Source organism: Sphingobacterium sp. UBA6320 (genome assembly GCF_002440335.1).
In the GTDB taxonomy this organism is placed as follows: Bacteria; Bacteroidota; Bacteroidia; order Sphingobacteriales; family Sphingobacteriaceae; genus Sphingobacterium.
This window is the reverse complement of the sequence record NZ_DJTA01000002.1, coordinates 18,750-42,699: the sequence shown is the minus strand read 5'-3', so window position 1 is coordinate 42,699 and position 23,950 is coordinate 18,750. Positions and strand designations below refer to the sequence as shown.

17 protein-coding genes and 1 tRNA gene are annotated in these 23,950 nt (G+C 37.4%); 13 read left to right on the top strand and 5 right to left on the bottom strand.

The annotated features are described in order from the left end of the window. Positions 1 to 527: 527 nt before the first annotated feature. Positions 528 to 598: transfer RNA gene (locus B3P23_RS00535), tRNA-Gln, on the bottom strand. Positions 599 to 888: 290 nt separating this feature from the next. On the opposite strand from B3P23_RS00535, the gene B3P23_RS00530 reads away from it, so the two are divergent. From B3P23_RS00530 to B3P23_RS00470, 13 genes are all read left to right on the top strand, one after another. Beyond that, positions 889 to 3,900, top strand: coding sequence for a DUF2723 domain-containing protein (locus tag B3P23_RS00530; protein ID WP_293923576.1), 3,012 nt, complete (start codon positions 889 to 891; stop codon positions 3,898 to 3,900). Between the two features lie 288 nt (positions 3,901 to 4,188). Beyond that, positions 4,189 to 5,925: a GMC oxidoreductase gene (locus tag B3P23_RS00525; RefSeq protein WP_045754568.1), complete on the top strand. Its 1,737-nt coding sequence runs from the start codon at positions 4,189 to 4,191 to the stop codon at positions 5,923 to 5,925. A gap of 5 nt (positions 5,926 to 5,930) precedes the next feature. Next, positions 5,931 to 6,563 (top strand): gluconate 2-dehydrogenase subunit 3 family protein, encoded by a 633-nt coding sequence (locus tag B3P23_RS00520; RefSeq protein ID WP_293923573.1) that lies wholly within the window; start codon positions 5,931 to 5,933, stop codon positions 6,561 to 6,563. 159 nt (positions 6,564 to 6,722) lie between these two features. Further along, the gene (locus B3P23_RS00515) at positions 6,723 to 8,120 is read left to right on the top strand and encodes an APC family permease (RefSeq protein WP_293923572.1); all 1,398 of its coding nucleotides are present in this window, start codon (positions 6,723 to 6,725) and stop codon (positions 8,118 to 8,120) included. Between the two features lie 220 nt (positions 8,121 to 8,340). Further along, positions 8,341 to 8,889 carry a bifunctional pyr operon transcriptional regulator/uracil phosphoribosyltransferase PyrR gene (pyrR, locus tag B3P23_RS00510; protein WP_045754571.1) on the top strand — a complete coding sequence of 183 codons (549 nt, stop codon included), beginning with the start codon at positions 8,341 to 8,343 and terminating at the stop codon, positions 8,887 to 8,889. Positions 8,890 to 8,917: 28 nt separating this feature from the next. Beyond that, positions 8,918 to 9,856: an aspartate carbamoyltransferase catalytic subunit gene (locus B3P23_RS00505; RefSeq protein ID WP_045754572.1), complete on the top strand. Its 939-nt coding sequence runs from the start codon at positions 8,918 to 8,920 to the stop codon at positions 9,854 to 9,856. 235 nt (positions 9,857 to 10,091) lie between these two features. Beyond that, positions 10,092 to 13,127: a tetratricopeptide repeat protein gene (locus B3P23_RS00500; RefSeq protein ID WP_293923570.1), complete on the top strand. Its 3,036-nt coding sequence runs from the start codon at positions 10,092 to 10,094 to the stop codon at positions 13,125 to 13,127. Between the two features lie 5 nt (positions 13,128 to 13,132). Next, on the top strand, positions 13,133 to 14,869 hold the full coding sequence (locus B3P23_RS00495) for a TonB-dependent receptor (protein WP_248755681.1): 1,737 nt from the start codon (positions 13,133 to 13,135) through the stop codon (positions 14,867 to 14,869). Between the two features lie 43 nt (positions 14,870 to 14,912). Continuing rightward, on the top strand, positions 14,913 to 16,094 hold the full coding sequence (locus tag B3P23_RS00490; protein ID WP_293923567.1) for an SPOR domain-containing protein: 1,182 nt from the start codon (positions 14,913 to 14,915) through the stop codon (positions 16,092 to 16,094). 34 nt (positions 16,095 to 16,128) lie between these two features. Then, a complete protein-coding gene (locus tag B3P23_RS00485; RefSeq protein ID WP_045754576.1) occupies positions 16,129 to 16,830 on the top strand; it encodes a MotA/TolQ/ExbB proton channel family protein in 702 nt (233 codons plus the stop codon). A 43-nt stretch (positions 16,831 to 16,873) separates the two neighbouring features. Further along, a complete protein-coding gene (locus B3P23_RS00480) occupies positions 16,874 to 17,281 on the top strand; it encodes an ExbD/TolR family protein (protein WP_045755600.1) in 408 nt (135 codons plus the stop codon). A 61-nt stretch (positions 17,282 to 17,342) separates the two neighbouring features. Then, complete coding sequence (locus B3P23_RS00475) at positions 17,343 to 18,170, top strand: energy transducer TonB (protein WP_045754577.1); 828 nt, start codon at positions 17,343 to 17,345, stop codon at positions 18,168 to 18,170. Between the two features lie 12 nt (positions 18,171 to 18,182). Then, positions 18,183 to 19,481: a bifunctional folylpolyglutamate synthase/dihydrofolate synthase gene (locus tag B3P23_RS00470; RefSeq protein ID WP_293923563.1), complete on the top strand. Its 1,299-nt coding sequence runs from the start codon at positions 18,183 to 18,185 to the stop codon at positions 19,479 to 19,481. A gap of 192 nt (positions 19,482 to 19,673) precedes the next feature. Here B3P23_RS00470 and B3P23_RS00465 read toward each other — a convergent pair whose 3' ends face one another. From B3P23_RS00465 to B3P23_RS00450, 4 genes are all read right to left on the bottom strand, one after another. Next, on the bottom strand, positions 19,674 to 20,693 hold the full coding sequence (locus B3P23_RS00465; RefSeq protein WP_045754579.1) for an asparaginase: 1,020 nt from the start codon (positions 20,691 to 20,693) through the stop codon (positions 19,674 to 19,676). An 8-nt stretch (positions 20,694 to 20,701) separates the two neighbouring features. Then, complete coding sequence (locus tag B3P23_RS00460; protein WP_293923559.1) at positions 20,702 to 21,469, bottom strand: TatD family hydrolase; 768 nt, start codon at positions 21,467 to 21,469, stop codon at positions 20,702 to 20,704. Between the two features lie 415 nt (positions 21,470 to 21,884). Beyond that, positions 21,885 to 22,880 carry an FKBP-type peptidyl-prolyl cis-trans isomerase gene (locus B3P23_RS00455; RefSeq protein ID WP_293923558.1) on the bottom strand — a complete coding sequence of 332 codons (996 nt, stop codon included), beginning with the start codon at positions 22,878 to 22,880 and terminating at the stop codon, positions 21,885 to 21,887. Positions 22,881 to 22,899: 19 nt separating this feature from the next. Next, positions 22,900 to 23,910 carry a DHH family phosphoesterase gene (locus B3P23_RS00450; RefSeq protein ID WP_293923556.1) on the bottom strand — a complete coding sequence of 337 codons (1,011 nt, stop codon included), beginning with the start codon at positions 23,908 to 23,910 and terminating at the stop codon, positions 22,900 to 22,902. Between the last annotated feature and the right edge of the window lie 40 nt (positions 23,911 to 23,950).

Genomic DNA, 23,950 nt, shown 5'->3' with positions numbered 1-23,950 from the left:
ATAAAAAAGTATATGACCCACTTGCGTACTGATTGCGTTGTGCCGACACCTAGTTTCAATCGTCAAAATCTTACGGATATAAATTTTCGCTCCCCGTACATTATATATTGGATATAATCCACATGAGGTTATTCAGTTTTTATAATTATTTGGAAGTATCTTTTTAATAAAAAAGTGAAGTCATGTTCCGTCTGTGAAGCGTAAGTTCTGTATGGGTTCGATCGCCATGCTATATGATGGATAGTCTATCCTCTCAGGCAATATGTTGCAGCACTTTAAATATACTTCTTTCGATAAGTTTGAACCTATATTTATAAACGCATCATAAATAAAATAAAAATAGCAATGTGAATACAAATTGCTCTATAAATTTAAGATCCTAAAATAGGAAGGAGGATAAGTAATGAAAGCGGTTACTTATGCGGAATATATGGCGAATTGTTTTGTGAGTAAGTTGGACGTTTGCGGATCAATTTGCAAAAGTGTTAAAACAAAAAAAGGCTTACCGAAGTAAGCCTTTTTAAATGTTGCCCGACCTGGATTCGAACCAAGACAAACAGTACCAAAAACTGTCGTACTACCCTTATACTATCGGGCAAACATGCTCAAAAGAGTAACACTATGGAAGCGTGTTGGTCACTTTTGATGATGCAAATATACGGTGCTTTTTCATTTCTGCAAATAAAAAAGTATCATTAAATCCATTTTGATTGATTTTCAGGCTGATAATTTTAAAATTTATTTTCAAGAAGGATTTGAAGCCGAATTTTGAGACAGATGTCACGGTAACAAATTTGACTTTTACTGGATAAAAAAATATAATTTATTCGTTTCTTATTAAATATCCTTATTTTCGGAACGTATTATAATCTTTATACAGTATAATTTATGAACTATACTAAAATTAACAATGTTTTAGGGTGGACGTGTGCAATTATTGCTACGGTCACTTATATGTTAACCGCTGAAAGGTCAACGAGTTGGTGGGACTGTGGCGAGTTTATTGCCTCCGCATATAAAATGCAGGTCGTTCATCAACCAGGTGCTCCCTTGTTTTTGATGATTCAAAATATATTCTCAAACCTTGCGGGTGGAGATGTAACACGTATCGCTTTTTGGATGAATGTGGGATCTGGTGTATGTAGCGGTATCACTATTCTGTTTTTGTTTTGGACCATTACAGCATTAGCGCGTAAAGTGGTCACAAAATCTATAGACGGAGAATATACAAGTGTAGATCTGATCAAAATATTTGGATCGGGTTTGGTAGGAGCATTAGCTTATGCCTTTTCAGATACATTTTGGTTCTCGGCAGTTGAATCCGAAGTATATGCGATGTCATCGTTATGTACAGCAGTTGTTTTTTGGGGCATTTTGAAATGGGAAAACCATGCAGATGAGCCAGGAGCGGATCGTTGGTTGATTCTGATTGCTTATGTGATGGGTCTGTCAATTGGTGTTCACTTATTGAACTTACTGGTCATACCGGCAATTGCATTGGTGATTTACTTTAAAAGAGCCAAAACAATTACGAGTAAAGGAGCAATTCAATCCTTCTTATTAGGTGTTGTCGTACTGGCAGTTATTTTATGGGGTATCATTCAATATTCGGTTAAGTTTGCCGCTTATTTCGATTTATTCTTTGTGAATACCTTAGGACTGGGATTTGGAACGGGATTTACATTTTTTGTTGTTTTATTAGTGGCATTATTAGCTTACGGTATCTGGTTTTCAGTCAAAAAAGTGAAACCGATTTTAAATATCGTATTGATCAGTGCCTCGTTTATTATTTTTGGTTACAGTTCTTTTGCTATGATTATGATTCGTGCAAAAGCAAATCCAACCTTAAATAATAGTGATCCTGAAAATGCTTTTACATTTTTAAGTTATTTAGGTCGTGAACAATATGCCAGTGAACCTTTATTTAAAGGGCCTAACTTTGATTCTAAAATCACAGGTGTAGAACCCACTTATTCATACCGAAAAGATAAAGATAAGTATACGAAGATCCAGACAGGGTCTACTTATCAGTATGATAAAGAAGTTCTATTCCCACGTGTATATAGTAATAGAGATGGACACCCAGGGTATTATCAAGATTATTTAAGATTAGGAGAGGGACAGTCCCCAACTTTTGGTGATAACCTAAAATTCTTCTTAAATTATCAGATTGGACATATGTACGGACGTTATTTCCTATGGAATTTTGCTGGTCGTCAAAATGATCAACAAGGTCACGGTACTTATACAGAAGGAAATTGGATTTCGGGTATTAAGCCTATAGATCAGATGTTGGTCGGTGGACAGGATGCACTTCCTGATTCATTGAATACAGACCCATCAAACAATAAATATTTCTTTTTACCATTAATCATTGGACTGATTGGTGCATTCTGGCACTTTGGGAAAAGGCAAAAAGACGCGGGTGTTGTCGGGCTTCTCTTTTTCTTTACAGGATTGGCGATTGTATTATATTTAAATCAAAGTCCATTACAACCACGTGAACGTGACTATGCGTATGCAGGATCGTTTTACGCATTTGCGATATGGATTGGCTTGGGTGTATTTGCAATAGCAGATTTCTTGGGTAAGAAAATGAATCCAAAGACTGCTGCAAGTTTGACGACGGTAGTTTGTCTATTAGCAGCTCCCGTTTTATTGGCTAAGGAAAATTGGGATGATCACGATCGTTCCCATAAGTTAACAGCTCGTGATCTTGCTAAGGATTATTTAGAGTCATGTGCTCCGAATGCGATATTGTTCACCTACGGTGATAACGATACCTATCCATTATGGTATGTACAAGAGGTGGAAGGTGTACGTACAGATGTACGTGTCGTCAACTTAAGCTTATTAAGTGCAGATTGGTATATGGCTCAAATGCAACAAAAAGTTAATGATGCAGATGCCTTACCGATTAATATTGAAAAAGAGAAATTCAAAAAAGGTGTCCGCGACGTCATGTATTACCAAGATGTTCAAGTACCTGGACATGTTGATCTGAATTTAGTATTGCAGATTATGCTATCGGATGACCCTAAAAATAAAGCGCAGTTGAATTCTGGTGAGTTTGAAAACTTCTTACCAACGAAAAATCTAGCATTAGCGGTAGATCGAAATGCGGTCATTCAAAATAAAACAGTACCAAAAGAATGGGAAAGTTCAATTCCTGATACTTTGGCATGGACCTATAACAAAAACTATGTGACTCGTGCAGAATTGTCGATCTTATCTATTTTGGCAAATAACAACTGGAAAAGGCCTATTTATTTTGCTGCAACAGTGCCAAATGATAACTATTTAGGATTAGATAAGTATTTAGTACAAGAAGGTTTTGCCTACCGATTGATGCCTGTGCAGGTGGCAAAAGAGAATGAAGGTTCTCTAGTAAACGCAGATGCTGCTTATACTGCTATTACCAAAAAATATAGTTGGGGCAATATGGCGACTTCACCATACCTAGATCCAGAGTCTTATCGTATGATTGGGTTAATTACCAATTCCATATTGGGAAGTACCGCCACTCAGTTGATGGAGCAAGGAAAAGACAAAGAAGCAAAAGAAGTCGCTTTACTGGCTTATGAAAAAATGCCAAAACGTGTTTTCTTAATGCGTGATGCTTTAAATTATACTCCGATCATCAATATCTTGTATAGTGTTGGAGAAACTCAAAAAGCAACTGATATTGTCAATCGCAATCTCGTATTCTTAAAGCAAAATATGGCATATTATAATGCTATTGCACAGACGAAAACAGAGTTAGAATATGCAAATATTCAAACAGCGCTAAGGACATTGGGTGTTTATAAGAGTATTTTGTCTCAGACCAAAGAGACAAAATTACAACAAGAAGTCGAGCAGCTTGAAAATAATTATAAAAAGCAATTTGGCTTAGAATAAATACTGTGATACACAAAAAAATAGGCTTACAATTTTGTAAGCCTATTTTTTTGTGTCTTATATTTTAATTTGACAGAACAAGCTTGAGCGTTTAAAATATGAAATGAATTGTAAAGGCTTGTTTACAAAGTGCTAAATCGATAAAATTGTTTTGAACTTTCAAGAATTTTAGATAATTTGTCGCTTCATCTAACAATTAATTATAACCAAACAGTTTTGAAGTTTCATCTTTATTTTATTGCATATCATGGTAACATGGATGGCTTCGGAGAAAATTAAAAATTAATTATGGTAAATTATCAAATAAAGGAAAGTGCAGAAGTCTATGATGCTATTGTCGTCGGATCAGGAGCCGGTGGTGGAATGGCGGGCTATATCCTTGCCAATGCCGGGCTAAAGGTACTGATGTTGGAGGCAGGTCCTTTTTACGATCCAGCAAAAGATTCATTACAGTTACGTTGGCCTTGGGAGTCTCCGCGACGTGGAGCTTCGACCACGCGGCCGTTTGGAGACTTTGATGCCGCATTTGGAGGCTGGCAAATCGAAGGAGAACCCTATAGCAAAGTAGCAGGTACTGAATTTGAATGGTTCCGTGCTCGCATGTTAGGCGGACGTACTAATCACTGGGGTAGGATATCGCTGCGCATGGGACCTGATGATTTCAAACCCAAAGATGGTGTCACCGATGAATGGCCAATTACTTATGATGAAGTCAAACCATTTTATGATCGTGTAGACCGGATGATCGGTGTATATGGCACCAAGGAGGGTATACACAATGAACCCGACGGGATTTTTATGAAACCACCAAAACCAAGATTAAATGAGTTGTACATCGCAAAAGGAGCCAAGAAAGCAGGAGTCCCTGTTATTCCGGGCCGTGGAGCCGTGCTGACCGAAGTATCGAAAGAGATCAAAGGTAGAGGTACATGTTTTTACTGTGGTCAGTGTGGTCGTGCTTGTAAAGTGTATGGCGATTTTTCATCTTCATCTTGTTTAGTCATACCAGCAATAAATACAGGCAATCTGAAAGTAATTGACAACGCTATGGTAAGGGAAGTCCTGACCAATGATGAAGGGTTAGCCATTGGTGTTTCTTATGTGAATACCAAAGATATGCAAGAATATGCCGTAAAAGGAAAAACAGTTATTTTAGGAGCTAGTGCCTGTGAGAGTGCGCGTATTATGCTCAATTCCAAATCTAAAGCTCATCCTGGTGGAGTGGGTAATAGCAGCGGTGTAGTCGGTAAATATCTGCATGATTCTACCGGTGCCAGTCTGTCTGGTTTTTTACCACAATTGTTAGATCGAAAACGTTATAATGAAGATGGTGTAGGAAGCGTGCATATTTACTCTCCATGGTGGGAAGATAACAAAAAGCTTAATTTCCCTCGTGGATATCATATTGAATATGGAGGTGGACTCCATATGCCTTCGTATGGATTTTTGAATTGGGTCCCTAATGTAAATAATAATGCGAAAGGTGCCGATGGAAAGCAAAAGCCATTAGGTGGATATGGAGAGTCATTGAAGCAAGACTACAATAGCTTCTATGGTGCAAATGTGGGTATGGCTGGTAGAGGAACCGCTTTAGCACGAATTGATAACTATTGCGAGATTGATCCCAATAAAGTAGATAAATTTGGTATTCCTGTGCTACGCTTCCATTATAAATGGGCTAATGAAGAAATAGCACAGGCCAAGCATATGCAAGAAACGTTTCAATCCATCATGCATGAAATGGGGGCTGTGATCACCTCTAAGATTCCAGGTGCAGATACACTTTATGGCTTGGAGGCGCCAGGTAAGATTATACACGAAGGAGGGACGACCCGCATGGGTAATGATCCTAAAACTTCAGCATTAAATAAATGGGGGCAGGCACATGATTGTAAAAATCTGTATGTCGTAGACGCAGGACCATTTGTTCAACAAGGGGATAAAAATCTGACTTGGACGATATTAGCCCTGTCGATGCGCACTGCAGAATATATTTTACAAGAAAAGAAAAACTTAAATAGCTAGGACTCATGAATAGAAGAGAATCACTAAAAGCATTAGGTCTCATTGCAGCAGGAACGGGCCTGTTGGCAGGATCCTGTAATACCGATAAAAGTAAAACAGCAGCGGTAGATACTTCAGACCGCCTTCCAGGAATACAGGATTTTGAATATGAACGCACAAAAGCACTATTAGAAGAGAAATTTTTTAACGAACATGAGTTTGCGACCATTACTGTATTAGCCGATATCATTATTCCTAAAGATGCGTCTTCGGGAAGTGCCTCAGATGCAGGGGTACCCGACTTTATTGAGTTTATCGTGAAAGATTTACCAGATAATAAAATTCCAATGCGGGGTGGCTTAAAATGGCTAGATGTACAATGTCAAAAAAGATTTGGACAAGCATTTGTTAATTGTAAGCAGCAGGAACAATTGGCTATCGTCGATGATATTGCTTATCCTGAATTAGCGAGACCTGAAATGCAGCAAGGAGTTGCTTTCTTTTCACTCATGCGCAACCTGACTGCTTCTGGATTTTATACCAGCGAAATCGGAGTAAAAGCAATCGGTTTTCAAGGAAATACACCAGGCGTGTGGAACGGTGTTCCAGATGATGTATTGAAACAACATGGATTTGATCCAACTAAATTTTTTGGATAAAACATAAAAAATAACTGCCTGACATATTTAAAAAAGGACGTTCAGACCCATGCCCTTATTTCTATTTTATTAGAAATAAGGGCATTTTTTTTATTCTTGTTAACCTCTTGTTTTTCAAGAATATTTGTAAGTTTGTCAAAGGTAACCAGCCTATAATATATGAATCGACAACTCAAACTTTGGGATGCTATTATGATTGTAATGGGATCAATGATTGGAAGTGGAATTTTTATTGTTTCATCAGATATGATGCGACAGTTAGGTTCGGGATGGTGGGTCATAATCGTATGGGTCATTACAGCCGTGATGACTGTTTCTGCAGCCCTATGTTACGGCGAGTTGTCCGCTTTATTTCCCAAAGCGGGAGGCCAATATACCTACTTGACTGAAGTCTTTGGAAAAATGACAGGCTTTTTATATGGCTGGAGCCTATTTACCGTTATTCAAACTGGAACTATTGCTGCAGTAGCAGTGGCATTTGGAAAATTTACAGCCTACCTCATTCCTGAACTCAATAACGCTCCCCCCTTATACCAAAATGGCTCCTTTAAGATTACCTGGATTCAAATACTTGCGATGTTCGTTATCTTAATACTCACCTTTATCAACACTAGGGGAGTACGAAGCGGAAAAATAATACAATCCTTTTTTACATCATCAAAGATCATTGCCTTAATTCTACTCATAATAGGCGGTATATTTATGATCAAAGAAAATCATTTTTCTGAAAACTTGAGTTATGGCTTAAATTCCTATCAAAATTTGAAAGGTCTCGGCTGGACAGATATCAGTGGTGGGATTTTGTTAGGAGGTATTGCCGCTGCAATGGTCGGTTCAGTTTTCAGTAGTGTTGCTTGGGAGAACGTCACTTTTATTGCAGGGGAAATTGAAAATCCCAAACGCAACGTTGTTCGGGCGATGGTGATCGGAACATCCTTAGTGATGGTGCTTTATTTACTCTGTAACTATGTGTACTTATCTGCATTAAGTAGGGAAGAGATTGCATTTGCTGTCAATGACCGTGTGGCGGTCGCGACAGCCAATAAAATATTGGGCGAAACAGGAACGATTATTATGGCTATTCTAGTCATGATATCCACATTTGGCTGTGTCAACGGTATTGTGCTCTCCGGCGCAAGGGTATTTCAACGGATGGCAAAAGATGGTTTATTCTTGAAGCAAGCTATACCTAATAATAAATACGAAGTACCTGAAAAATCACTATGGTTGCAGGGAATATGGGCTTCACTACTATGTTTGAGCGGTCAGTATGGAGACTTGCTTGACATGATATCTTTTGTGATTGTCTTATTTTATATGATCACGGTATTTGCTGTGATTTGGCTTCGATTTAAACAACCAAATTTAGAACGTCCTTATAAAACGGTAGGATACCCGATCGTTCCTTTAATTTACTTACTTATTGGAGCGGCATTTTGTATCTTATTGATTTTATATAAACCACAATACACATGGCCTGGTTTTATTCTTATTATTCTGGGACTACCTGTTTACTGGTTGATAAACAAGAAAAGAACAGCTACGATAGATTCATAAAACAAGCTTATGAGAGCCTGCTCGCTTGTTTTACCCGGTATACGATAAATCTTGTTCTGGATGGTGCGTAGAAATTAGAAATGTATACAATGATTTTATAGGAAGGGTAGGGGCATTTCTAGTTTTTAATGGTACTTTTATGTCGTTCATCCGACAATAAATTCATCTTTTATTCGGATTTTTTCGAAAAAAGTGGTACGTTTGCTTAAACATTCCCTTAATGAAACAGTCGATTTTATTAGATGGACCAAAATTTCAGATTACCATTCAAAGACTTTGTCGTCAATTGATTGAGAATCATGGAGATTTTTCAAATACAGTTATAATTGGTATACAACCTCGTGGAACTTTCTTAGCCAGATGCATTGTCAAAGAATTGGAGAAAATGTTGGGTACATCAATTTTAAGTGGAGATTTGGATATTACATTTTACCGTGACGATTTTCGTAGAAAAGGTAATGATGGTCCCATTTTAGCTAACAGCACAAACATCAATTTTATTGTAGAAGGTAAAAAGGTCATTTTGATGGATGACGTCCTTTGGACTGGTCGAACCATTCGTTCTGCGATGGATGCCATTCAAGCATTTGGTCGAGCCGAACGTATCGAACTACTTGTGCTCGTTGACCGTCGTTTTTCAAGACAGATCCCGATCCAACCCGATTATATTGGAATTCAAGTGGATTCTATTGATTCGCAAAAAGTGATTGTGAACTGGCAGGAGTCGGATAATCAGGATAGTATTATCTTGGTAACAGAGAAAAAATAGAATAACGAAAATCTGAATACATTATAAAATGTCATCAACAGCTGAACACTTAAGTACACGTCATTTGTTAGGAATAAAAGATTTGAATGAATCCGATATCCAATTGATTTTAAATACTGCGAGCAACTTTAAAGAAGTTTTAAATAGACCGATCAAGAAAGTTCCCTCTCTGCGTGATATTACAATCGCAAATGTCTTTTTTGAAAACTCCACGCGCACACGCCTATCATTTGAGCTAGCAGAAAAGAGACTTTCAGCAGATATTGTCAATTTTGCAGCCTCATCTTCTTCTGTAAGTAAAGGTGAGACGTTGATCGATACGGTCAATAATATCTTAGCGATGAAAGTGGATATGATCGTGATGCGTCACCCATATGCTGGAGCAGGCGTGTTTTTGAGTAAGCATGTAAACGCACAAATTGTCAATGCCGGTGACGGTGCACATGAGCATCCTACACAAGCGTTATTAGATTCGTTCTCGATTCGTGAACGTTTTGGTGATGTAGCTGGACGTAAAGTAGCAATCATCGGTGATATCACCCATTCACGTGTAGCACTATCTAATATCTTATGTTTACAAAAACAAGGTGCAGAAGTTATGGTCTGTGGACCAACTACGCTAATTCCTAAATATATCACTTCATTAGGTGTTAAAGTAGAACACGATTTGATGAAAGCATTGAACTGGTGTGATGTAGCGAATATGTTACGTATACAATTGGAAAGACAAGATATCGCCTATTTTCCATCTTTACGCGAATATACCATGCTTTATGGCTTAAATAAAACCCTATTAGATTCACTGGATAAAGAAATAACAATTATGCATCCAGGACCGATCAATAGAGGAGTAGAGATCACATCTGATGTTGCAGATAGTTCACATTCGATTATATTAGATCAAGTGGAAAATGGTGTAGCCGTGCGTATGGCAGTCCTTTATCTGTTAGCAGGACAGCGAGGTTAACAACAAATTGTTTAAATAGATCAATATGCCTGGTTTTATTTTTAAATCAGGCATATTTTTTTTGTATTAAATACGTTATACTTCTAATAATGTTAACAATTGTGAATAACTTTTGAGGAAAACTCCCTATTTTAGGCTTAATTTAGTACTTTGAAGATTACTATGAGTTTTACTTGGCTTTATTGAGTTAAGTGCTTGTAATATAAAATAAAACATATAAAATATTTTACATATTATGTATAAAAAGATTTACCAGGTAGGGTTTGCGCTAAGTTTGATGGCGACACCAGCTTTAGCACAGCAGACAGAGTGGCAACAAATCAACAAAGCATACAAGTCTGGAATGGAATTGTTTGAAAGAGGTAAGTTTACTTCTGCTTCCGAACAATTTAATCGTGTAGAAGCTTTACGTACCAAATCATCATTACAATTAGATGAAACAGAGGAGCTGACACTCCTAAAAGAAAATGTTCGCTATTATCAAGCGGTATGTGCTCTTGAGCTTGGAGAAACAGATGCTGAAGCACAATTTCTGAAATATATCAAAGACTATCCTTCAAGTGCGAATGCTAAAGCTGCATATTTTCAGATTGGAAAATCGTATTATGCAAAGAAAGATTATGTAAAAGCAATTGAATGGTTTACCAAGATCGATAGTAAAAATTTAGCAGGAAATGAAAGTGCAGAGTATCGTTTTAAATTGGGATATTCTTATTTTACAACTAAGAATTATACGGCTGCAAAACCACTTTTTGAAGCTTTAAAAGATCAGAAATCGGAATATCAAGAAGCATCTATTTATTATTATGCTTACTTATGTTATCTAGATGCGGAGTATAAGACTGCTTTGAATGAGTTTGAACGTCTGAATGGATCAAAAACTTTTGAAACCAGTTATCCGTACTATATTACAGCCTTGTATTTCTTAGATAAGCGCTATGATGATGTTTTGGATTATGCTTTGCCCATTATGCAACGCACCAAACAAGAAAATGAAACGGAATTGTTCCGTATTATCGCAGCGACATACTTTATTAAAGGAGATCTGAAATCATCTAAAAACTACTACGATAAGTTTCAAGCACAAGATCAGGGAAAGACACAAAACAATCAAGATAGTTACCAAATCGGTTATATCGCCTATAAGTTAAAAGATTATGATAAGGCGATTACAGAATTGGAGAAAATGACCGAACCTGATGCTTATTATCAAAGTGCGATGATTACATTAGGTGATTCATTCTTGAAAAAAGGTAATAAACAAGCCGCTCGTAATGCATTCTTCAAAGCATCTAAATTAGATTTTGATAAAGATCTGCAAGAAGAAGGTTTATTTAATTATGCTAAACTTTCTTATGAACTGGAATTCCACCAAGTAGCGTTAGCTTCTACGCAGGAATATTTAAAAACATATCCAAATTCAAAACGTCAGGAAGAGGCTAAAACATTGTTAGCTGAAGTGTTGCTGAGTACTAAAAATTACCGCGAAGCTGTTGATATCTTAGAAACTATTCAGAAAAGAGGAAAAGAAGCAAATGTAGCTTACCAAAAAGTAACGTACTATAGAGGTTTGGAATACTATAATGAGCGTGCATTTGAAAATGCGATCTCCTTATTCATGCGTTCGGAAGCGAATCGTTATGATGAAGAGATTTATGCATTAGCTACTTACTGGAAAGCAGAAGCGATGTATGAGGTGCGTAAATATGGTGAAGCAGTAACGAACTTCAATAAATTTTTACGTTTACCAGCAGCTAGCAAAACGGATGTGTACAACTACGCCAACTATGCATTAGCATATGCCGCATTTAGAAATGGTAATTACAATACTGCTGCAAATTATTTTGAACGCTTTTTAGCGACAGGTGGTTCCAAAGGAATTGAATTAAATACCCGTAACGATGCTATCGCGCGTTTAGGAGATTCGTATTTCTCAGCGAAAAATTATGGTAAAGCCATGGAGCAGTATGATCGATTGATCAATGCAAAAGCAGCAAGTCAAGATTATGCTTTATTCCAACGCGGTATTATCCAAGGGCTACAAGGTAATAATGAAGGCAAAATTGCAACGCTTAAATCTGTAATTGCAAAATATCCGACATCAAATTATGCTGATGATGTTTCCTTCGAGATTCCTTATACCTATTTCTTGATGGGGCAGTCGGATCAAGCTATTTCAGGATTACAAACGATGGTGGAGAAATATCCACGTAGTAGTTATGTGCCTCGTGCTTTGGTTACAATTGGTTTAGTACAATATAATCAAGATAATAACGAAGCTGCTTTAAAGACCTTCCAACGTGTAGTTGATCAATATGCGACTACAGATGAGGCCAAACAAGCGATGCGTTCTATTGAAAATATTTATTTGGACAATAGTGATGCTACTGGCTATATCAAATATGCTACTGGTACCAATATTGGAAATTTAACTACATCTGAGCAAGATAGCCGCACCTTCTCTACTGCTACCACCTTGTTCTCAAGATCAAATTATCAAGGTGCAATCGAAGCTGTCAATGCTTATTTTGACAAATTCCCTAAACCAATTCAAGAAAAATATGCTCGTTTTATTCGTGCAGAAAGTAATGCCGCACTAGGTCATATCGATGAGGCTCTACACGATTACAACATTATCTTGAATGATTGGACAAGTGCTTACACCGAACGTACTTTGGTCAGTGTGTCACGCTTGTATTTGAAGCAGAAGAAATATAATGAAGCGACACAATTGCTCAAAAAATTAGAGTTGACTTCTGAATACAAATCGAACTACAGCTATGCGATCAACAATTTAATGGTGAGCTATTTTGAGATTGGTGATTATAAAGAAACGTTGAATTACTCCAATGCAGTAAGGAATTACGAGAAATCATCGGAGGAAGAAATTGCTAACGCTTCTTTATATGCAGGTAAAGCATATTTGAAACAAAGCAAGCGTGCAGAAGCTCTGAAAGAATTTAATTTAGCAGCCTTAAAAAGCCGTACAGTTATTGGTGCAGAGGCACGCTATAATGTTGCTTTGATGCAGTATGAAAACAAGGAATACGAAGCAGCTATTAAATCAGCTTTTGATGTTTCAGATTCATTCTCTTCTTATGATTACTGGGTAGCAAAAAGCTTTATCTTAATGGCTGATGCTTATGTCGGAAAAGGAGATAATTTCCAAGCAAAATCTACTTTAGAGAGTGTGATTGAAAATTATGATGGTAAGGATGATATTTTGCCTACAGCAAAAGCTCGTCTAGAAAAATTGAACAAAAAGAAATAGGAATAATGAAGAAGTTGCACAATACAACAGTGAAGAAATATACATTAGCAACCTTGTTATTGGGTGCTGGAATGCACTCCTTTGCACAAGAAACACCAAAAAAAGTTGATCCTGCTACACCAGTGACAATCGATTCTTTTGATGTCGTACGTGATTATAAACCTATTCTTGCAGATGCGGTAAAAATCCGTCGTAGTCCTGATATGACTAATAAAAGAGAATATCAGCCAAGATTGACCTATAATAATATCACAGATAAAAAACTAGATATCAATACTGGATTGCGCGAATTGAACGTCAAAGAACTGCCTTTCTCGCAACTAGCGGATCAAACCAGTAACTATGTTAAATTTGGCGTAGGTAACTATAACACGATTCTAGGTGAAGCATATTTAGCCGTTGATCAGTTTGAAAATACACGTTTTGGATTATTTGCCAAACATTTGAATCAAAAAGGAAGTATTGAAGGACAAAAGTTCGCAACACAAGATATCGGTATTTTCGGACGACGTGTTTATGAGCCTTTTACTTTAAATGGTACTTTAGGTTACAACCGTTATGCAACAAACTTCTATGGACAGGTCTTTGATCAGAGTTCTAATCTAATCAATACAACTCCAGAAGCACAAGCTTTTAATGATATCTATTTTAATGGTGAGCTGACCAGTAATACTGATGTGGATAAAGAAGGAGCAGTAAGTTACTCGGCAAAAGCGGATGCTTACCTATTTAAAGATAAGTACAATGCAAAAGAGAATTCATTTGCACTGTCGGGTTATCTGAATAAAAAGATCAACACCTTTAATGTTGGAGCAAATTTAAGCGCAAGCTTTAATTCTGTTGAGGACGTTGAGGTATCGACAAAAAACCATGTGGCATCCATTAATCCGTATATTAAATTCAAAGGCGATAATTATAATGTGACTCTAGGAGCTAATCTCGTGTCGGAGTTTGGTGATAGTAGCCGGTTTAATGTATTCCCAACAGTAGAAGCTGATTTTGCTGTAGTACCAGAATATGTGTACTTATTTGCAGGAGCAAACGGTGGAGTGAAACAAGGATCATTACGTGGTTTTGCAAAAGAAAACCCTTACTTGAATAGCAATATTGAAGTGCGTAACACCTTAGAAAAATTAAATATCTATGCAGGTCTAAAAGGTAATGCAGGCGCAAATTTTGGTTATAAAGTAAAAGCATTTTACAAACAGATCGAAGGACTTCCTTTATTTATCAATAGTAGAGAGGAATTGGGAGAAGGATTTGTTCCCTATAAATTTGATGTTATTTACGATGGCTATTCCAGTAAAGCAACTCATTTTGGTATAGAGGGAGAGATGAACGTTCGTGTTTCACAATTGGTTAACTTAGGGGGTAAGATCAATATTGATGATTACAAAGTAAAAGATACGGAAGAAGCATGGTCATTGCCAAAATTCCGTTTCTTAGCCAATGCAAGATTTAATATTTCGGATAAATTCTTTGTAGATGCCGAGTTATCAACGCAAGGACAAACATCAGCTTTAGCCTATACGTATACAAGTGCTACAGTACGATCTGAAAATCCATCGAAAGTGACGATACCTTCTTTTGCAGATTTTAATGCCGGTGCCGAATATCGGATTAAGAAACAATTAGGCGTATTTGTAAAAGCAAATAATATCTTTGGAACCGAATACGAGCGTTATCAATACTACCCACGTCTAGGTTTTAATATAATTGGTGGTATAAACTTTTCTTTTTAATACAAGAAGATTATAACTTTGCGTTAGCAAATAAGGAACAAGAATGAATTTAGGTAAAAACATCAATAATCTATTAAAGCGTTACTCAGAAGTTTACGTTAAGGGCTTGGGGGTGTTCAAAAGAAAGCATTCTGCGGCACAGTTAGATAGACAGCGTGACCTGTTTTTACCACCTATCTCTTATGTGGAATTTGATTCTACAGCAGAAAATGGGTTTAACTTTATTCATTATATTCAGCAACAGCAAAATCTAAACCTGGATGCAGCCACGCAAGTATTGCAAGATGCTGTGGCGGATTTAAAAGATCAACTCATCCAAAATGGACAAGCAAAACTGGAAGACTTAGGTCATATCGTGAGCTATGGTTCCAGTTTAGTTTTTAAACCATTGGACTTATCGGGGTTTAATTTTGAACCGATCAAACATGTTGTTGTTCCAGAAATAGAAACTGTCATTCCAGACCGTGAATTGGAGGAAATTATTCCTCTGATTCCTGTTGAAGAGCAGGAAAGTGTCGATGATGAGCTTGAAGAGGAGAAAGAGGTAGATACCGTAGAAGTAGAAGAAGAGATTGTTACTGAAGAACTAGACCCAATTCAACCGGATCCAGTTGTCGAACCGGTGGAAATAGAACCTGTTGTCTTTACTCACGAACAAACCGTGGAGCAAGAGCCCGTAGTGTTGTATGAAGAAAGAACGACACAGTCCAATACGATGTGGTATTATATTTCTGCCGCAATCATTATTGTCGTATCTGTCATCGTAGCTTTCATGCTCAATCCAACTTTAAAAGATCAACTGTTTGGAAAGAAGCCGGCAGTTGCTCCTGTTGTTGTTGTTGCCCCCGTGGATACAGTAGCAAAAATAGACAGTACGCAATTGAAACAAGATTCAACAGCTCTAATTGACACGTTAAACCAGGATACGGTAATACTTCCTGCAGCGACAAAAGAAACGCTTGTTGTCAAAGAGTCTGTGCCGGTAGCACAGCCCAATTATCAACTGGTCATTGCCACTCCGAAAACGATGGCATTGGCAGAAGAAGAGGTCTTAAGGTTACGAAAAAAGGGATATACAACTGTGCGAGCAGTGGATAGCAAATTTAAGAGGAATAAAAAACGCGTGATTTGGGACACCTATATAACAAAAGAAGAAGCAGATCGTGATCAGGCAACGGTTGCGAAAACTTTCTCAGGAGCATGGGTTGAAAAAATATCGAAATAGTCTAATATAAACAATTTTAAAAATATACATTATTATGTCATTGATTCAGAGCGACAGCAATCTTTTGGACACCATTAATCACGCAGCACAACAGGCGGTACCTGTAGTCAGAGAAGAGAATTTGAGTTTAATTCAAATGATGATGAAGGGGGGATGGATTATGGTTCCCATTTTATTATTGTTGTTTATTGGTTTAATTATCTTTTTTGAACGTTTCCTGACTATTCGTAAAGCGGCAAAATATGATGTTTCATTGATGTCACAAGTAAAAGCAAGTGTTTTATCAGGAAAATTGGATGCAGCTTTAGCTGTTTGCCGTTCTAGTCATTCTGCATTAGGACGTATGTTACAAAAAGGATTACTACGCGTAGGTCGTCCCATCAAAGATATTGAAGGCGCTATTGAAAACGTAGGTAAGCTTGAAGTGGCTAAATTGGAAAAGAACATTAATATTCTGGGAATTATCGCTGGTATCGCACCGATGCTTGGTTTCGTAGGAACTATTTTTGGAGTTATTACAATTTTCCATGAGGTAGAGATGGCTGGTGGTATTGATATCGGTTCGGTATCTGGTGGTCTTTATGTGAAAATGGTTGCTTCGGCTTCAGGTTTGACGGTTGGTATCCTAGCTTACATTGGTTACCATATCTTAAATATGATGGTTGAACGTTTGATCTTACGCATGGAAACGGATGCAGTAGAATTTATTGATTTATTAGATGAACCTGGCGTATAATCGCAGGATCGTATCACTAATTCATCAATTAAAATTTATTAAAATGAATCTAAGAAGTAGAAAAAATAAACCAGCAGCAGAAGTACATACTTCTGCATTGAATGACATCATGTTCTTTCTGATGTTGTTCTTTTTGTTGGCATCTGCTGTCTCCAATCCGCAAGTAGTGAAGTTATTACTTCCAAAATCTAGCGCAGGAGAGCAGTCGGTATCGAAAAAAACATTGACGGTTTCTATTACATCGGATCTAGCTTATCATGTTGAAAAGGCAGTTGTGCCATATGAAGCATTAGAAGCTGCAATCCAGTCACAAATGAAAACGGGAGAGGAATTGACTATCATGATGTATGTAGACAATAGTGTGCCTATTCAGAATGTGATTTCAGTAATGGATATTGCCAACAAACTAAAGATAAAAGTTGTTTTGGCAACAGAACCAAAGAAAGATTAAAGAGCATTAAACCTTTGAACAGGTTGAAGTCTAATTTTTAAAGAGATAGGAGATATAATACATGGCTTACCATCTTCAACATGAGGAAAATAACTTCCCAAAAGCGCTAGGGATTTCTACTGCTATTATGGGGATTTTGGTATTGATAGGTTTCTTTGTCATTTTTGGCACCAAGACACCTGATGAATACGGTATGGGTGGCATGATTGTCAATTATGGTACAGCAGAAGAAGGCATGGGTGACGATTACATGAGTGTGGAAGAGCCCTCGGTAGATCCCAATGCTAATCATGTAAAACCTGATCGCGTCGTTCCGGAAGAGATTCCGACACCAACACCTTCACAGCAAGTCGCAGATAAAGCTGTCGTAACACAAGATGTAGAAGATGCACCTGCAGTGACCAAATCTTCAAAACCAGTCAAAACAGTAGCTCCTGAAACCACTAAAGAAGTCAAGGATAGTAAACCTACTGTTAACTCAAACGCCCTTTATAAAGGTAAAAAGAATAATGGTACAGGTTCTGGTGACGGGACAGGTTCCGTACCTGGTAACCAAGGAAGTAAATTGGGAGATCCTTTAGCGAGTAATTATGGTGAAGGTGGTTCTGGTAACGGTAATATGATGCTTTCGATTGAAAACCGAAGCTTTACACAGCGACCTCAGATTGATGACAATGGACAGCAGGCAGGAAAGGTAGCAGTAGAGTTCCGTGTTAACCAATCTGGAGTGATCATCTATGCCCGTGCGGGTGTAAAGGGTACAACCATTACGGATCCAGGTTTGTTGGAAAAATGTGAAAGAGCTGTTCGTGGAGCTCGATTGAATCAATTGGCAAATGCACCTGACTCCCAAACAGGTAGAATTGTATTCAATTTTAAGTTAAGATAAAATTTATTGTCAATGCAAAATTATAATGAGGTAATCGAGTATTTATATGCTCGATTACCTATGTTTACCCGTGATGGAGCTTCGGCATATAAAAAGGATTTAGATAATACTTTAGCACTGCTTGATGCTTTGGGCAATCCGCAGCATCAATTCAAGTCTATCCATATCGCAGGAACTAACGGAAAGGGATCATCATCCCATATGTTAGCCTCAATTTTTGCAGAAGCAGGGTATAAAACAGCCCTGTATACTTCCCCACATTTATTGGATTTTAGGGAACGTATCCGTATTAACGGGCAAATGGTCGACGAACAATTTGTGATCGATTTTGTCCATAACCAGCAAGCATTAATCGAACAGATCCAGCCGTCATTTTTTGAAGTGACCGTGGCTATGGCATTTGATTATTTTGCAAAAATGCAAGTCGATATCGCAATTATCGAAGTGGGTTTGGGTGGACGATTAGATTCCACTAATGTGATCCAGCCTTTAATCTCCCTGATTACCAATATCGGCTTTGACCATATGAACATGCTTGGAAATACCCTCGCAGAAATTGCATTTGAAAAAGCAGGTATAATCAAACATGATACTCCAGTTGTCGTTTCAGAATACAATGAAGAGACAGCTCCGGTATTTGTAAAAAAAGCTGAACAGGAACAGGCATCGCTTGAGTTTGCTTCTGAAAAACTGCAATCGAGCATAATAGCAGTCAACGAAGACTATTTGCAGATTGATGTGGTCAACCTGCAAGGTCAGACAGAACAGTACGAACTGGATTTAAAAGGAAGTTATCAATCTAAAAATATCTTAGGTGTTTTGCAGATCGTTGATCAGATGCGTAAGCTAGGGTATGATCTGCCGCTTGCATCCGTTAAAAATGGTTTGCGAAAAGTACAATCCTTTACGGGACTTCAAGGACGTTGGCAAACATTGTCAAAAGATCCATTTGTTATCTGTGACACTGGGCATAATGAAGATGGAATCAGGGAAGTCTTAAAGAATTTGGATAAGACAAGCTTTAGACAATTGCATTTTGTGATAGGAGCAATGAAGGATAAGGATTTGGGGCATATGTTGCCACTCTTACCAAAAGATGCAATTTATTATTTTAGTAACCCCGATATGCCAAGAGCAATGCCCTCCGTGGAACTGGCAACGGAAGCACATCAATTGGGATTAAAAGGTAATGCTTATGGTCCGGTAGTAAAGGCTTTTGAAGCTGCTAAGGAGCACTATCAAAAAGGAGATTTAATCTTTGTTGGCGGAAGTAATTTTGTAGTGTCAGAAGTACTCTTACAGCTCAAATAGTGATCTAAAAGTTTCTATACAAAAGGATTTAATGTTTCCTATATTCAATTATTAAAAAATACAAAAGGCTATCCATCATTCGATTCGATAGCCTTTTGTGTATCATGACCTCTTACTTCCTCATCATCCATTTTTGACATTCTTCGAATGACATGCTGGGGTAGAAGCTAGGATGAATTTTACAGGCAATGACTAGTCATTGACCGTCAATTCACCTCTGATATTTTTTTCGACCCAATAAGCAACTTCTTTTTGGTCTTCAAGCTCTCCTTGAAGATACATGAGCTTGGTTACAGCCGCTTCAAATGTCATGTCGTATCCATTGAGCACACCAATAGCTTTTAATCCTGTGCTGGTCTCATATCTTCCCAATTCGACCGAACCGACTTTACATTGCGATATATTCAGAATGTTCTTACCATTATCTATCGCTTCTTTTAATAGATCCAAGAACCATTGATCTGTCGTAGTATTACCTGAACCGAAAGTTTCCATCACAATGGAGCGAACATCGGAATTGAGCACAGCTTTAATTGTACTAGCGCTTATTCCTGGAAAAAGTTTTAATACCGCTACCCGATCATCTAGTTTAGTGTGCAAAATAAACTCTTTGCCACTGTTATTTAAGAGTGCATCTTGATTATATTGTAAGTGTATGCCCGCTTCTACAAGAACAGGGTAGTTGGGCGATCGGAATGCCTCAAATTTAGCTGAATTATATTTAAATGATCGGTTTCCTCTAAATAATTTATTATCAAATAAAATGCAGACTTCCTGAATCATGGATATGCCAAAATGTTTAGTAGAAGCGATTTCCAATGCTGTCATCATATTCTCACGTGCATCAGTACGAATTTCACCGATAGGCAATTGGGATCCCGATAAAATAACGGGCTTTTGCAATCCTTCTAACATAAAACTAAGCACAGATGCCGAAAAGGACATCGTATCTGATCCATGTAAAATCACAAAACCATCATATTCATCATAATTATCTTTGATAATCTGCGCCATCTCAATCCATATTTCAGGCTTCATGTTTGATGAGTCAATAATTGGATCAAATGAATGTACCGTCAATTTATAGTCTAAACGACTCAAATCCGGAAGATTACGTTTGATCAATTCAAAGTCGAATGGAACAAAGGTTCCGGTTTCATCTTTGACCATTCCGATGGTGCCACCTGTGTATATGATAAATATGTTACGCATAATATGATTTAGATTCCAAATATTCTTTGTGAGTTTTCAGTTGTTATTGCTGCCACATCTGCTATTGATACCTCTTTTAGGTCTGCGATTTTCTGCGCGATATAGTATAAGTAGCTGCTTTCGTTTTGCTTTCCTCTAAAGGGAACAGGTGCCAAATAAGGGGCATCTGTTTCTAAAACGATATGTTTCAGATCAATTTGTTTAACCACTTCATCCAGGCCAGCTTTTTTGAAGGTAACCACTCCGCCGATTCCCAATGCAAATCCGAGATCAATCGCCTGTTGTGCTTGTTCAAAGTTACCTGTGAAACAATGTAAGACACCGAAAAGCTTCTCATCTTTCAGCTCCTCCAACAATTCAAATAGTTCGTCAAAAGCTTCACGGCAATGAATATCTATAGGTAAATGGAGGTCTTTAGCCCATCGCACCTGTTGGCGGAAGGCATCCTTTTGAATTTCTAAGGTCGATTTGTCCCAGTAGAGATCAAGACCAATTTCCCCAATGGCGTAGACTTGATGCTGTTGTAATGCGGTATAGATCTGCGCTAATTCCTCCTGATAGTTTTCTTTTACATCGCATGGATGTAGACCGAGCATTGGAAAACAATTTGCAGGATAAGCATATACAGTCTTCATCACGGCTGAAATAGATGCGCTATTCACATTAGGAAGAAATAAGCGCTGTATATCGTTATCAAAACAACGTTTCATCTGTTCTGCTAATGTATTGCTATCGACGTGGTAGTATATATGGGTATGGGTATCTGTTAATAACATGGATTATAGTTATAGCGACGGTAAAAATAAAAGATTAGGTTGATATGACCTAATCTGATAAAAGTTAGCCATTATCATCATGATGTAAATATGTTCAATGCATTGAAAATTAATAAGTAATAGGGATGTTTTGTTGCGAATATATATTAATTGTGGTTTTTTTTTGATTTTTTTGGTAAAAATCGAATAAGCTATCTTTTTTAAGTATGGTTTATTTAGAACTAATATTTTGTCTGCTCAATGTTTAAATTAATAAGGTTTTATTCGTTTAATCTATTGAACAATATAGTATCCCTACTGATTATTCGATCACAGACATTTGTGATCATCTGCTAAGTGCCTAAAACAATGATTCCATAAAAAAAAGCGCTTATCGGTTATCCGATAAGCGCTTTTAACGTAAAAGATTATTTACTTATTTTTTAACTGGCGTAGTTGTAGTAGCCGGTGCAGTTGTAGTAGCTGGAATTGTTGTTGGAGCAGCAGCAGGTGCTTTTCCAGGGATAATATCAACAACCTCTACATCAAAAACTAAAGGTGCATATGGAGGAATTTGTCCTGCATTGCGCTCACCATAAGCTAATGCTGAAGGAATAACCAAAGTTGCTTTTGAACCTTTGTTCAATAACTGGAATGCCTCAGTCCAACCTGTGATCACACCATCCACACCTAAATGTAAACGTAATGCTTCATAAGGCCTTTGTGGATTGAAAACTTTATGTTTTTTAGCTAAATCTGCTTGATTCGTATCAAATACTTTTTCGTTAGTCAATTTACCAATGTAATTAACAACTACCGTATCGCCAACAACAGCATTTTTACCTGTTCCTTGTTTAGTAATCACATATTGTAAACCAGAAGCTGTTTTCTTTGGTTCCAATTTGTTATTTTTTAAGTAAGCTTCAACTTTTCCAGCTTCAGCGCCTTTTAACTTTGCAGTTTGCTCTTCAAAGTATTTCGTTACTTGCTCACCCAATTGTTGATCAGTCAATTTACCTTTTTTGAAGTGTTTTTGAACTTTCAACGTATAGATGATATATTTGTCAGCAAATGCTGGTTTTGGTTGTTGTGTTTTAGCAGCTACAGAATCTAAATCGATTTTGAATACCAAACTATCACCTTCACCTACAAATTTGAATAAACCTGTTGGATCTCCTGGATTTTGTTTGATGATACTATCTGGATATAATTGTACGATCTGTGGAATCCCAGCATCGTAAGTACTATTTAATAATGAATCTCTATCAGTCTTAACAACCATGTCTACTGATAATAAATCACCAGATACAGCTTTATCAGCACCAGCATCTTTAGCGATTTTGTACTCTAGGCCGCCCTCAGCCTTTTTGAAATTTTGGCAAGCAGTGAATAAGAATCCTGCTGATGCCAATAATAGAATTGATTTCTTCATTTCAGTTTAATTGCTATCTTTATTTTGTTAATATTTCTTTATAATTTGGTAATGCAGATTTAAATGTATCGATAACCGTTTGTAGATCATCGTGCGAATTTCCTCCTGATGCATTGAGATGTCCACCGCCATTGAAATAGATTTTACAGATTTCATTACAAGGAACATCACCAATTGAGCGCAAAGATAATTTAATTTGTTCAGTTCTGTCAATAATTAATGCAGCTAAACGAATTCCCTTTATCGATAAGGCATAATTGACAAGTCCTTCTGTATCTCCTGTGATCACCTCAAAGCTTTTTAGATCTGCTTGCGTGACATAAATCATAGCGGTATTGTACTCTGGGAATACCTCTAAACGATTAAGTAGGCAATATCCTAAGAATTTTAATCTTCCTTCAGAAGAGCTGTTGTAAATTGATTCATGGATAGCCCAGTTTTGAGCTCCACAGTCAATTAAGCTTGCAATAATGCGGTGGATTTCAGATGTTGTGGAACGGAAACGGAATGAACCTGTATCGGTCATAATACCGGTATATAAGCAGGTCGCCATATCTGCAGAGATATTTCCCTCATCCTGCATTTCTTCTGTGATAAATCTAAAAATCAATTGTGCTGTCGCTGCTGCTTTGGGATCCCAGTAAGCATAATCATGAAAACCTTGTGGTTCCAAATGATGATCGATCATGCATTTAAGACCGGTTGCTTTTTCTACAGGAACTGCCATGTCGTGGATACGGCCAAGGCCATTGAAATCTAAGCAAAAGATGATTTCTGCATCAGCAATTAATTGTTGATTTTCTTGCACCTCTCTGGTATAGATGCGCACATGTTCCAGACCTGGAAGCCAGTCTAAAAAGGCCGGAAAGTCGGAAGGAACGATAAGGCTTACATCATGTTTATGGGCTTTCAGCCAATAAAATAGACCTAATGAAGAACCAAGCGCATCGCCATCTGGCTTATAGTGCGTCGTGATTACAATTCTTTTAGGTTCGGATAAAAGTGTCTTTAGTTGTTCTGATGTCAGCATATTCGTATTAAGTCTGCAAACCTACTATAAAAAAAAATAT